The organism is Parasedimentitalea marina, assembly GCF_004006175.1.
GTDB classification, from domain to species: domain Bacteria; phylum Pseudomonadota; class Alphaproteobacteria; order Rhodobacterales; family Rhodobacteraceae; genus Parasedimentitalea; species Parasedimentitalea marina.
Genome location: NZ_CP033219.1, coordinates 1911052 through 1923093, shown reverse-complemented (window position 1 = coordinate 1923093; position 12042 = coordinate 1911052). Strand labels below are relative to the sequence as shown.

The following is a 12042-nucleotide window of genomic DNA, read 5'->3' as shown; positions in this document are numbered from 1 at the left end:
AAGTTTTGGCCAAAAGGCTCAGTTCTGGCCCTGCCGCGGTAACCGTCGTAGCGACAACCCGATCGGGATGTTTACGTCTTGCGGATTGGCACGCCGTAGAGTTCAAGCTTGTGGCCCTTCAACTCATACCCCAGCTTTTTGGCAATTTTTTCCTGCAGCGCCTCGATCTCGGGATCTACAAACTCGATCACTTCGCCAGAGTTCATATCAATCAGGTGGTCATGATGCTCGCGTTCAGCATCTTCATAGCGGGCGCGACCATCGCCAAATTCCAGCCTATCCAGTATGCCTGCCTCTTCAAACAGCTTTACCGTCCGATAGACCGTGGCAATTGAAATTCCCGCGTCCAGTGAACTGGCACGGGCGTAAAGTTCCTCAACATCCGGGTGATCATCACTGTCTTGCAATACGCGGGCAATGATCCGGCGTTGCCCTGTCATACGCAGGCCTTTGGCTTCGCAGCGAGAAATAATTGTGTCAGGCATCGGCATCCTCTGTGCGCTCACAGTGCACTCTTAGTGCGCTTGGTTGCCCTGTGTAACGAAAGAACAGGCGCGCGAAAACCGGGTTTTATCACAGAATGCTGGTTGACAAATGCCTTATCCACAGCCATTTGCCCCACCAGGTATCCCTCTCTGCCGCGTGAGCAGAGGCGTTCGGGCATGTATGCCCCTCCGAGACTTCGGTCTCCAGCGCCTACAGTGAAATACCTGCGTTCCCAAAATCACGCGTGGGGCACGAGCAGACGACCGGCTCGCTGGCATACGGCCAGCTGCGCCCGAGGTCCCTGCCCCAACTCGTCGCACTGGATGCGGCAAAACCGGCCATTGCATCTGCAAGGGCTGCGAAAGGATATGACTTGAGTGAATTCTCAACAATGGGGCTTCCCGAGAAGCTTCTGAACCGGATCGAAGCCATGGGTTTCAAAGACCCGACCCCATTCAATCGCACGCGATCCCGCATGCGTTGCAAGGTCGCGACGTCTTGGGGCTGGCCCAGACCGGCACCGGCAAGACAGCAGCCTTTGGTGTGCCACTGATTGCACAGATGATGCAGTATGAGCGTAAACCAGCCCCCAAACCGTACGCGGTCTGGTTCTGGCTCCAACCCGCGAACTGGCAAATCAGATCAGTCAGCAAATCAAGGGCCTGATGGAAGGCTCAACAATGAGTGTTGGCTTGGTGGTTGGCGGTGTGTCGATCAACCCGCAGATCCAGCGCATTGCCCGTGGCACCGACATTCTGGTCGCCACCCCGGTCGTTTACTGGACATTCTGGATCGCCGTGCGCTGAATCTGGGGTCCTGTGACTTTCTGGTGCTGGACGAAGCCGACCAGATGCTGGACATGGGATTCATCCACGCCCTGCGCAAAATCGCAGCTCTGCTGCCGACCGAACGTCAGACCATGTTGTTTTCGGCCACCATGCCAAAACAGATGAACGAGATTGCGGCCAGCTACCTCAAAGCCCGATCCGCGTCGAAGTCTCGCCTCCGGGCAAAGCCGCCGACAAAGTGACGCAGGAAATCCACTTTATCGCCAAGGCGGAAAAGACTGCACTACTGAAGGAACTGCTGGCCAAGCACATGGACGAGCGGTCGCTGGTCTTTGGCCGTACCAAGCATGGCTCGGAAAAGTTGATGAAGACCCTGGAAAAAGCCGGTTTCTCAACCGCGTCGATCCACGGTAACAAAAGCCAGGGACAGCGCGACCGCGCCATTGCGGCGTTCAAATCCGGCGCTATTAAAGTGCTGGTTGCCACCGATGTAGCGGCCCGTGGTCTGGATATTCCGGATGTCAAACACGTCTACAACTATGACCTGCCCAACGTGCCAGATGCCTATGTCCACCGGATCGGCCGGACAGCGCGCGCTGGCAAAGATGGTGCTGCGATTGCATTCTGCGCGCCCGACGAAATGGGTGAATTGAAAGACATTCAGAAGGTTCTGGGCACGATAATTCCTGTTGCCTCGGGCACCCCATGGGAAGTCCAGCCCGGTGCCAAGAAAAAGCCCAATGGCGGTGGCGGTAATCGTCGTCGGGGCGGTGGCGGCGGTGGCCAGGGTGGCCAACGCAGATCCTCGGGTGGTGGAGACGGTGCGAAACCAGGTGGTGGCAACCGTCGACGTCGCGGTGGCGGCGGTGGTGGCAGCAATCGTACCGCAGCCTGAACCCAGTCAGCATTAAGCCAATTCAAATCCCGTTTCGGTTCAAGCCGGAGCGGGATTTTCATGCACGGCACAGATCGGCCCAGACCGGCAAATGATCCGAGGCTATATGCGCCGGACGTTCCCGGTACACCCCATGCGCTGTCACCTGTAGATCCGGCCCAACAGCCATTCGGTCCAGCGCCCCAATGGGCCGCAAAGCCGGAAAGCTCGGCTTGGGGGCCAGAAAGGTCATGTCCGGAGCCAAGTGATCCAGAACCGGGGCCCGGGACCACTCGTTAAAGTCACCACCCCAAACCATGGGAGTGTCATCAAAGTTGGCGCCGGTGCGCGCCAAGTGCAGCACCTGTTCATGACGCGCCTTGCCGGTCAATCCAAGGTGGGCTCCGATCACCCGCAGCGGGCCGATGGCAGTGTCAAACGTAGCCCAGACTGCGCCACGCGGCTCCAGTCCCGGCAGGTGGATGTGACCGTAGTCCCGCATTTTGACGGAATTTGAGCGCCAGACGATCGCATTACCATGCCAGCCCAAAGAGCCAGCCCCGCCGAGATCAACGATTTGCCAGCCGGCCTCGTCCAACACAAAATGCGGTAACGCTGCGGGACGCGGTGGCAACCGTTTGTCAGCTTCTTGCAGCAGCATGATTTGCGCCCCGGTGCCCTCTATCACCTGCAATGTGCGCCGAGGCCTGCGGCGCAGATCCAGACCAACACATTTTTGGATATTGTAGCTGGCCAGTCGCAGGGTTGGCACGGACATCGGGATTCCTTTGGTTGCCTCTTTATTGGGTATTCTGCTTATTGGATATTCTGCGGGTCAGGTACAGGGTGCCGATCTTTTCGCTGGTCCTAACGACAAAGGGGCTGTCTGCCCCCTCTTGGCCGTTGGCCAATTCACCCCCGAGGATATTTAGGGCCAGATGAAGGCGATCACGTGCCGCAAAAGGTGGCCGCGACGATCTGGTCCGATGTTGGAGGCTGGCGCAGGGCAACATGATCTGGATGTTCCGAAAAGGGCTGGGCCAGGACCTGATTTAAGGTGTGGAACAATGTGTAATCGCCTGCGACGGCGGCGTCTATCATGTGCTCAATTTGGTGGTTTCGCGGAATATAAGCCGGATTGGTTCTCAGCATCAGGGCCTTTGGATCGGGTTCATTGCCTAATCGTGCCTGCCATTGAGCATTCCAGCTGTCAAAACCCTGATGATCGGTGAACAGATCACGGGCATGACCTGTCGCCAACCCACGGAATGTATTGGTGAAGTCGCTTTCATTTTGCGCCATTAGACTTAGCAGGTCCGAGATCAGTTCCAGATCATTGGCGCCGGCAATTGAAATGCCCAGTTTGGAGCGAAAGTTTTGCTCCCAATGGTGTTGGGTCAGCGCGGGCATGGCATGCACAATTTCAGTTGCCTGCTCGACGCCTTGTTGCGGATCGTCAAGCTGCTGGATCAGAGCTGTGGCCAATTGTGCCAAATTCCATACGGCGATTGCGGGCTGATTGTCATAGGCATAGCGGCCAGTGCGGTCGATTGAGCTGAACACCGTTTGCGGATGGTATTTATCCAAAAGGCGCAGGGGCCATAATCAATGGTTTCGTTACGATCGACGCGTTGTCGGTATTCATCACCCCGTGAATAAACCCAACCCCATCCAGTCCGCGATCAGCTTGCTCTGCTTATCGCGGACTGCACGCAACAGCCCCATTGGGCCCTCGGCTTGCGGATAGTGGCGTTGAATTGCATAATCTGTCAGCTGTTTTAGCGGTCCGTGTCACCACGCCTGGCGAACACCTCAAAGCTGCCGACCCGCAGATGGCTCGTTGCCACGCGGGTCAGGACCGCCCCGGCGGCCCCGCTCACGTTGAACGGTTTCCCCGGTGGTCACAGCCGCCAGCGCCCGCGTGGTTGGGATGCCAAGGGCCTGCATCGCCTCGGAAACCACATATTCGCGCAAAACTGGCCCTAGCCAAGCGCGCCCGTCGCCCTGGCGGGAATAGGGGTGCGACCCGATCCCTTAAGTTGAATATCGCGCCTCTGTCCATCGGTACCGACAGTTTCCCCAGCAAGACGGCGCGGCCATCGCCAAGTTGCGGGTTGAAACTGCCAAACTGATGCCCCGCATATAGCTGCGCCAGTGGCTCGGCGCCATCGGGCTGTTGATTGCCGCCAAACACCCGGCCCATCTCATCCCAGTCACCCGGAGTGATACCCAGCAGTTTCGCCAGATCCTGGTTGAAGGCAATCAAAGTGGGGATTTTACCGGTTCAGGCGCTTGTTTGCTGTAGAATCCGGGAGCAAGGCGCGCGTATGAATTATCAAAGGGGATATGCAGTTTCATGATCACAACATATGCATTCAATATGAAAATTCCAGCCATAAAGGAGCGCCCAATACCATGACCGCACAGGAGATTATCGCCAGGCTTGATCTGCAACCGCATCCCGAAGGCGGCTGGTACCGGCAAACCTGGCAGGCCGCGAACGAAGGCCGCGCCAGTGGCACTTGCATATATTTCCTACTGGCCGCTGGAGAGCAGCCATTGGCACCGTGTGGACGCCACCGAAATCTGGCTATTCCACTCAGGGCGCCGCTGGTGCTATCGCTGGCGCAGAACGATCGTGGTCCGGCACAGGATTATCTGCTTAGCCCGGACCTGCGCGAAGGAGAGCCGCAGATCCTGGTCCCAGAGGGGCACTGGCAAGCTGCCCGCAGCACCGGCGATTACACTTTGGTCAGTTGCACCGTGTCGCCGGGGTTCCAGTTTGACGGGTTTGAACTGGCACCACCCGGGTTTGACATTGCGCGCGGATAGGTGTTATCCCGCCTTGCGATCCCCGGCACGCTGACCACGCCGCCGCCGACACAGGCGCTGACACCGGTGGTGCCGGGGCCGAGGACACCATCCCCGTGCCACTCGCACTGCAAGATAACCAAAGGCCTGCGCCTCAAGCATATCACCGTCCAGCCCGACCTCCTCAACCGGTTTGACCGGGCAGTCCAGCGAGACCGACAGCATCTGCATCAGCACTGGGTTATGGCGACCGCCGCCCGTGGTCAAAACCACCGTGGGCTTTTCTGGGCAATGCTGCATCCCTTGGGCCACCCGGCGGCGCACATTGCGGTCAGTGTCGCGGCGGCATCCGCGTCGCTCAACTCTCTGACCAGCGTGATCATCTCAGAGAAATCATTGCGATCCAGAGATTTGGGCGGAAGCTTTGAAAAGAACGATTCCGCCAAAACAATTCGAGCGCGCCCGTTTCTACTGTGCCACTCTGTGCGACGCGGCCGCCCTCGTCCATCTGCAGCCCCAGCCGGGCCTGCATCAGATCGTTCACCGGAGCATTGGCAGGACCAGTATCAAAGGCCAGCAATGCCCCGGCTGTTCAGCTGAGTCAAAGCGCGGATCAACATAGGTAAGATTACCAACACCGCCGAGATTAAGAAAGCAAACCGGTTGGCGCAGGTTCAGATACTTGGCACAGGCAAAGTGAAAGAACGGCGCCAGTGGTGCGCCCTCGCCGCCCATTGCCACATCATCCGAGCGAAAGTCCCAGACCACGGGTTTTCCCAGTTTTCCGCCAAAGCAGTGCCATCGCCAACCTGAAAGGTGCCCTGCTGACGCGGTGCATGGGCCAGTGTCTGGCCGTGAAAACCGGCAATGTCGTAGTCGGAAAACCCGGACATCAATTCGGAATGGGCGGTGTCTACCACCTGCGCCGCGGCCTCGGCTGTATCGCCACCCCAGCACCCCAATCCTGCACGCAGGATCTCTTTCCGTCTGAGAATAGCCACGATAGGCTGAGGCCCCAAAGCCATAAATCTGCCTGCCGTCGGTCTCTATAATAGCTGCATCAACACCGTCCAATGACGTGCCGCTCATTGCGCCCAACGCCTTTACCACACCAGTTTTGAAATGACGTTGCTCATTCCCAGCCCCTTTTGTCCTGCCAGGCCTAGTCTGCCCGTTAACCATCCTTAAAGGATAGTGTTTTTCTCTCGAAAACCTGTTCCCACTGCCGCAATTGCGTTTTATACAGGCCGACGCAATCCATAGCCGAGGCACATCATGACCTACCATCCCAAATCGGAATTCATGCGCGTAATGATCGAGCGCGGCTATTTGGCCGATTGCACCGACTATCAGGGCCTGGACGAAGCCCTGCTGACCCCGGGCCAGCCTGCTTACATTGGTTTTGACGCCACTGCCAAGTCGCTGCATGTCGGATCGCTGATCCAAATCATGATGTTGCGGTGGTTCCAGAAAACCGGGCACAAGCCGATCACCCTGATGGGCGGCGGCACCACTAAGGTGGGCGATCCCTCGTTTCGCGCTGATGAACGTCCGCTGCTGACCGAAGCACAGATTGACGACAATATCGCCGGCATCAAAAAAGTGTTCTCGGCCTATGTCGACTATAGCGACGACGCCAACGGCGCGGTGATGATCAACAACGCCGAATGGTTGGACGGGTTGAACTACCTGGAATTTTTGCGCGACATCGGCCGTCACTTCTCGGTCAATCGGATGTTGGCGTTTGAGAGCGTGAAGTCGCGTCTTGACCGGGAGCAATCGCTTAGCTTCCTTGAGTTCAACTACATGATCCTGCAAGCCTATGACTTCATGGAACTTCACCGCCGCTATGGCTGTGTTTTGCAGATGGGTGGCTCGGATCAGTGGGGCAATATCGTCAACGGTATCGACCTGACCCGCCGAACCATTGAAGGCGAAGTTTTTGGCCTGACCTCACCACTTCTGACCACTTCGGACGGCAAAAAGATGGGCAAATCGCAGTCCGGTGCGATCTGGCTGAATCCCGACATGCTGTCGTCGTACGAGTTCTGGCAGTTCTGGCGTAACACCACTGATGCCGACGTGGGCCGGTTCCTGAAGCTCTATACCGAACTGCCAATAGACGAATGTGACCGTCTGGGCGCGTTGGAAGGATCCGAGATCAACGAGGCCAAGATCCGTCTGGCAAACGAAGTGACCACGCTTTTGCACGGTGCTGATGCGGCGGCAAAAGCCGAATCCACGGCCCGTGAAGTGTTTGAAAAAGGCGGCGTTGGCGGTGACTTGCCCACCCTGTCGCTATCAGCGTCCGAACTGGGCGATGGCATCTCGATCGTACAACTGATCGTAAAATCCGGACTGGCAAAAACCGGGAAGGAAGCCAAGCGCCTGATCGCAGAAAATGGGGCAAAACTGGACGATGCACCACTGACCGACGCTGGTTTGATGATCAACACCAACACGCTGGCCTCACCGATCAAGCTGAGTGCCGGTAAAAAGCGCCATGCGCTGGTTCGGCTAGACAGTTAAGCCACCGCGTTTATAACATTTCCCCGGCCCGCATCATTTGCGGACCGGGCGCTATGGGTCAGCCCATCAGCCAGGCAATACAATTCAGCAGGATGAAGACGGGCACTGACAGGGCCGTGGCCACAAGAAACGCAGCTGCTTTTGTCATCCGCGGCGCGGGCGCGTGGTGGCCCATGATTTTATGTTGATTTTTCATAGTTTCATTAACCATCATTTAGGTTTCCACAGCGTTAATGGTCTTCATGTTTGATTTTACGCCAGCTGATGTGATGCCCCGCCCCATTCAACAATCCACCCCATCCGATCCCTTGCCCAATCGCAGGAGTTTGCACGCGCTTTACGCTATCGCGGCCAGGATCCGCTGATTCTGGACCAGATCAGCGACACATTGGTCATGCGCCGCCGTTTTATGGGGCGTTTTGACGTCGCCATGGTCAACCGTGCGCGTATTGACAAACCTTTGCGCCTGCTTGAAATCCTGCAAGAGCAGGGCCTGCGCCACCCCGGTCATTCTGTCACCTGAAAACCCGACACCCGAACTGGCCAAACTCGGCGCCGTCCCATTGATGAGCCCGGCACAGGTTGCCCGCCTCGATTTGACAGCCCCCAAGAACAGCGCCACGCTGCGTTGCACCAGAAATGGCGTAACCGTCTGAAGCACGCCGAATCGCAATCGCTCAGGGTCACCCGGCAGAATATGCCACAGGATCCCGGTCATTGGCTGTTTCAGGCCGAAGCCAAACAGCAAGGCCAGCGTGGCTATCGCAACTGGCCACTGGACCTGACACTTGCCTATATCCATGAAAATCCCGGTAAGGCAAAATTGTTCCAGGCCTTTGATGGCAAAGAGAGCGTCGCTGCGGTTTTGATCCTGTGTCATGGCACCAGCGCCAGTTACCATGTCAGTCACTCCACGGACCAAGGCCGGGCCCTATCCGCCCATAACCTGTTGATGTGGCAAGCCATGAACTGGCTTGCAACCAAAGGCTACACCGGTGGATCTGGGCCTGATCAATACCGAAGATGCCTCTGGGCTGGCCCGTTTTAAACTTGGAACCGGCGCCAATGTACACGTCTTGGGCGGCACATGGGCCTATTGGCCCCTATGGGACGCCTGCTGCGGCCGCTTGCCGCGCTTGATCGTGGCCTGATGACGCCCCGGAAAACTGGACAGATCTAAGCGTATGGCTATCTGAACACCTGTTCAGATAGCACAAGGACCTGCGCTCATGAAATTGTCGACCACAGCCGCCATCATCACCGGCGGCGCTTCGGGACTGGGGAAGCAACAGCACGTCACTTCGCCGAAAACGGAGCCCAAGTCACCATTCTGGACCGGGACGCGGAGCGCGGACCGACAGTTGCCGCCGAAATTGGCGGTCACTTTTTCAAACCGATGTCACCGATGAAAGTTCTGTCCATGCTGCAGTCCAAGACGCCATCTCCAAGATGGGCAAAATCACCGCCTGCGTAAACTGCGCTGGCATCGCCTATGGCATCAAAACAGTCGGTCGCGATGGACCGCACCCGCTGGACGCCTTCAAACGCACCATCGACATCAATTTGGTTGGCACCTTCAATGTCGGCCGCCTTGCTGCGATGGAGATTGCCAAGAACGAGCCCGAACCCGATGGCGCTCGCGGCGTGATCATCAACACCGCCTCAGTTGCGGCTTTTGATGGTCAAAAGGCTGCCGCTTATGCCGCTTCCAAGGGGGCGTCGTCGGCATGTGTTTGCCAATGGCCCGTGACCTGGCCTCGACTGGAATCCGTGTAATGACCATAGCGCCCGGTATTTTCATGACCCCGATGCTGGCCGGATTGCCCGAAGACGTGCAAACAACTTGCCGAAGATGTGCCAAACCCAGCCCGCCTTGGTGACCCATCCGAATACGGCCGTACTGCCGGTTTCATTGTCGAGATGGGCTATCTGAACGGTGAAGTTATCCGCCTCGACGGTGCTTTACGGATGCGCTAAGCCATATGAAATAAGGCAGCAGGAGGCCAATGTGACCAGATCCGAACGCGAAAAGATGCAATCTGGTGACTGGTACTGCTGCCTGGACACCGAGTTGGACGCACTACGCCACACAGCGCGCGTGGCTGTTCACCAGCATAATTTGACGCCCCCGACAGGGGCACCCCTTCAGTCCACCCTGGGCCGACTTGTTTGCCGCTTACGGCAACCACTGTTTTATCGAGGCACCATTTCACTGTGCCTATGGGATCAACATCACTTTGGGAGACAATGTCTATCTGAATGCAGGCTGCACCATTCTTGACACTGCCCCTGTCACCATAGGGGATCGCTGCATGTTTGGCCCCAATGTTCAGATCTACTGCGCGCAACACCACAAAGACGCACTTTTGCGCAGCCAGGGGCAGGAAATCGCCCTGCCCGTCACCATAGGCCAGGATGTATGGATCGGCGGCAGCGCAATCCTCATGCCCGGTGTGAGTATCGGCGACAGAGCCATTGTCGGCGCCGGATCTGTGGTTCTGTCTGATGTTGCAGCAGGAACAACTGTTGTCGGCGCACCAGCACGGGTTCTTGAAACCTAGAACAGCCGCCAGTGCCCCACACTCCGCGCAGCTTCATCTGGCCATAAATATCCCAGGGGTGAATGGAGCACCAATCTATTGATGCTCCAGAGGGGCAGCGCCCCCCACTTCAGGTCCTCCGCAAAACAGACGATGCGAAGTCAACCACCCGCCTTCTCTTCCAACTCCATCCTCCTCCTCGGATGTCGCCAGTTTTGTTGTCGCTGCTCCAGGGCCTCGCTAGCCTTCTTGAACTTAACCGGCTGACGCGTGAACAGCTCCGGATCCGCCATCAATCCCTCAAGCTTGGTAATTTCCTGTTCCAGTCGTTCGATCTCGCCCGGCAGAGCCTCCAGCCGGTGTTTTCAGTGAAAGATAGTCCCGAGACAGGTTTCACCTCTTGCTTGGCCTTGCCCTGGACCCTTTGGCGCCTTTGACCTTATCCCCTTCGACCGGCACCCGCTGTGACAGGTAGTCAGTCCAACCGCCCGCATAAGCGACAGCGCGGCCATTGCCCTCCATCGCGATGGTGGTGGTCGCGACGCGGTCCAGAAAGTCACGGTCGTGACTGACCAGCAGCACTGTCCCGTCGTAATTGTCCAGCAACTCCTGCAACAGATCCAGTGTTTCGATATCCAGATCGTTTGTCGGTTCATCCAGCACCAGCAGGTTACTTTGTCGCGCCATCAGTTTGGCCAGCAGTAACCGCGCCTTCTCACCGCCTGACAGGGATCGAACAGGGGCCCGCGCCTGACTTTCGTCAAACAGGAAATCCTTCAGGTAACCAACCACATGCTTGGGCATACCGCGCACCATCACCTGATCCGCTTTGCCCGACACGCCCATCTCAGGATCGGTGGTCAGATTGTCCCATAGGCTAAGGTCCGGATTCAGCTGATCACGCGCCTGGTCAAACAGGGCGATCTCCAACTTGGTGCCTTGCTTGACTGTTCCTCGTCCGGTTCCACCAGCCCCAGCAACATATTCAACAGGGTCGTCTTGCCCACACCATTTGGGCCGACAAAGGCCACCCGGTCGCCGCGCTGCACCTTCAGTGAAAAATCCGCGACGATCTGTTTGTCGCCAAACCCTTGGTAATCGCCTCGGCCTCGATCACCTTGCGCCCCGATTTCGGAGAACTCTCCAGCGCGAAGTCCGCGGTTCCCTGGCGTTTTATCTGGCTCGAACGTTCAGCCCGAAGATCGTTTAGCGCCCGAACCCGTCCCATATTCCGTTTACGCCGCGCGCTGATGCCTTCAACTGCCCAGCGGGCTTCTGATTTGATCAGCCGGTTCAACTTGTGACGCTGCGTGTCCTCTTCTTCCCAGATGGTATCACGCCAGGCTTCAAAGGCTTCAAATCCCTTTTCCTGCCGCCGCACTTGACCGCGATCAATCCACAGCGTGGCACGGGTCAAAGCCCGCAAAAAAGCGCGGTCGTGCGAGATCAGCACATAGGCCGCACGCGTGCTTTTCAACTCGCGTTCAAGCCAGCCGATTGCCTCGATGTCCAAATGGTTGGTGGGCTCGTCCAGCAGCATAAGATCGGGCGATTCAGCCATCAGCTTGGCCAGTGCCGCCCGGCGACGCTCTCCGCCGGATGCAGTGTCAACCGAACGCGCAGGGTCGAATTTCAGACCTTCTCCCGCCCGTTCAACCTTATACAGTTCACCGGGTTCCAATTCACTGCAGGCGAAGTCACCCAATGTGGCAAACCCCGACATCGTCGGATCCTGCTCCATATAGCCAACGGAGCGCCCCGGAGGAATAACGATGGTGCCTGTGTCGGGACCAACCCCCATCACCTTCATCAAAGTGGATTTACCCGATCCATTGCGGCCAACCAGCGCCACACGGTCGCTGGGATGAACCACCAGATCAAGATCGGAAAAAACCGGATCACCACCAAAAGTCAGTGCGATTCCGGACATCTGCAAAAGAGGAATACGTGCCATGGCAGCCTGCTACAGCGCTGCCTCTGGCAGGTCAACGCCAACCACTCGTTGCGCATCTGA

11 protein-coding genes and 5 pseudogenes are annotated in these 12042 nt (G+C 57.5%); 7 read left to right on the top strand and 9 right to left on the bottom strand.

Translation table 11 applies throughout. The features are described 5' to 3' along the window. Positions 1-71: 71 nt before the first annotated feature. Entirely contained in the window at positions 72-485 is a 414-nt protein-coding gene (locus EBB79_RS09375; RefSeq protein WP_127748650.1) for a Fur family transcriptional regulator, read from the bottom strand. A gap of 374 nt (positions 486-859) precedes the next feature. On the opposite strand from EBB79_RS09375, the pseudogene EBB79_RS09370 reads away from it, so the two are divergent. Continuing rightward, a pseudogene (locus tag EBB79_RS09370) lies at positions 860-2169 on the top strand (DEAD/DEAH box helicase). Positions 2170-2227: 58 nt separating this feature from the next. Here EBB79_RS09370 and EBB79_RS09365 read toward each other — a convergent pair. From EBB79_RS09365 to EBB79_RS25605, 4 genes and pseudogenes are all read right to left on the bottom strand, one after another. Next, complete coding sequence (locus EBB79_RS09365; protein WP_127748649.1) at positions 2228-2926, bottom strand: endonuclease/exonuclease/phosphatase family protein; 699 nt, start codon at positions 2924-2926, stop codon at positions 2228-2230. A 170-nt stretch (positions 2927-3096) separates the two neighbouring features. Further along, positions 3097-3735, bottom strand: a complete 639-nt coding sequence (locus EBB79_RS25620; protein WP_420850389.1) for a protein adenylyltransferase SelO family protein — start codon at positions 3733-3735, stop codon at positions 3097-3099. A 225-nt stretch (positions 3736-3960) separates the two neighbouring features. Then, positions 3961-4122 carry a protein adenylyltransferase SelO family protein gene (locus tag EBB79_RS25610; protein ID WP_420850388.1) on the bottom strand — a complete coding sequence of 54 codons (162 nt, stop codon included), beginning with the start codon at positions 4120-4122 and terminating at the stop codon, positions 3961-3963. Positions 4123-4264: 142 nt separating this feature from the next. Beyond that, a pseudogene (locus tag EBB79_RS25605) lies at positions 4265-4414 on the bottom strand (hypothetical protein); the annotation flags it as partial. A gap of 149 nt (positions 4415-4563) precedes the next feature. On the opposite strand from EBB79_RS25605, the gene EBB79_RS09355 reads away from it, so the two are divergent. After that, positions 4564-4980: a cupin domain-containing protein gene (locus EBB79_RS09355; RefSeq protein ID WP_164860778.1), complete on the top strand. Its 417-nt coding sequence runs from the start codon at positions 4564-4566 to the stop codon at positions 4978-4980. 23 nt (positions 4981-5003) lie between these two features. On the opposite strand, the pseudogene EBB79_RS24810 reads toward EBB79_RS09355, so the two are convergent. After that, positions 5004-6048 (bottom strand): annotated as a pseudogene (locus tag EBB79_RS24810) (anhydro-N-acetylmuramic acid kinase); the annotation flags it as partial. Between the two features lie 186 nt (positions 6049-6234). Between EBB79_RS24810 and tyrS the strand changes: the two are divergent. Continuing rightward, positions 6235-7488 carry a tyrosine--tRNA ligase gene (gene tyrS / locus EBB79_RS09345; protein WP_127748647.1) on the top strand — a complete coding sequence of 418 codons (1254 nt, stop codon included), beginning with the start codon at positions 6235-6237 and terminating at the stop codon, positions 7486-7488. Positions 7489-7546: 58 nt separating this feature from the next. Here tyrS and EBB79_RS24400 read toward each other — a convergent pair whose 3' ends face one another. Both EBB79_RS24400 and EBB79_RS24800 read right to left on the bottom strand, forming a co-directional pair. Beyond that, positions 7547-7702, bottom strand: a complete 156-nt coding sequence (locus tag EBB79_RS24400; protein ID WP_164860720.1) for a hypothetical protein — start codon at positions 7700-7702, stop codon at positions 7547-7549. Between the two features lie 123 nt (positions 7703-7825). Further along, complete coding sequence (locus tag EBB79_RS24800) at positions 7826-8206, bottom strand: hypothetical protein (protein ID WP_238705102.1); 381 nt, start codon at positions 8204-8206, stop codon at positions 7826-7828. On the opposite strand from EBB79_RS24800, the gene EBB79_RS24795 reads away from it, so the two are divergent. The 4 genes and pseudogenes from EBB79_RS24795 (at position 8186) to EBB79_RS09330 (ending at position 10049) form a co-directional block, all read left to right on the top strand. Further along, on the top strand, positions 8186-8536 hold the full coding sequence (locus EBB79_RS24795) for a GNAT family N-acetyltransferase (protein WP_420850387.1): 351 nt from the start codon (positions 8186-8188) through the stop codon (positions 8534-8536). The two genes, EBB79_RS24800 and EBB79_RS24795, sit on opposite strands and share 21 nt — an antisense overlap. A gap of 181 nt (positions 8537-8717) precedes the next feature. Beyond that, a pseudogene (locus EBB79_RS09335) lies at positions 8718-9465 on the top strand (SDR family NAD(P)-dependent oxidoreductase). A 55-nt stretch (positions 9466-9520) separates the two neighbouring features. After that, a complete protein-coding gene (locus EBB79_RS25440; protein WP_338045803.1) occupies positions 9521-9769 on the top strand; it encodes a maltose acetyltransferase domain-containing protein in 249 nt (82 codons plus the stop codon). Then, on the top strand, positions 9654-10049 hold the full coding sequence (locus EBB79_RS09330; RefSeq protein WP_338045795.1) for a sugar O-acetyltransferase: 396 nt from the start codon (positions 9654-9656) through the stop codon (positions 10047-10049). The genes EBB79_RS25440 and EBB79_RS09330 overlap by 116 nt, the downstream gene beginning before the upstream one ends. 140 nt (positions 10050-10189) lie before the next feature. Here EBB79_RS09330 and EBB79_RS25225 read toward each other — a convergent pair. Next, positions 10190-11982 (bottom strand): annotated as a pseudogene (locus EBB79_RS25225) (ABC-F family ATP-binding cassette domain-containing protein). Positions 11983-12042: the final 60 nt, after the last annotated feature.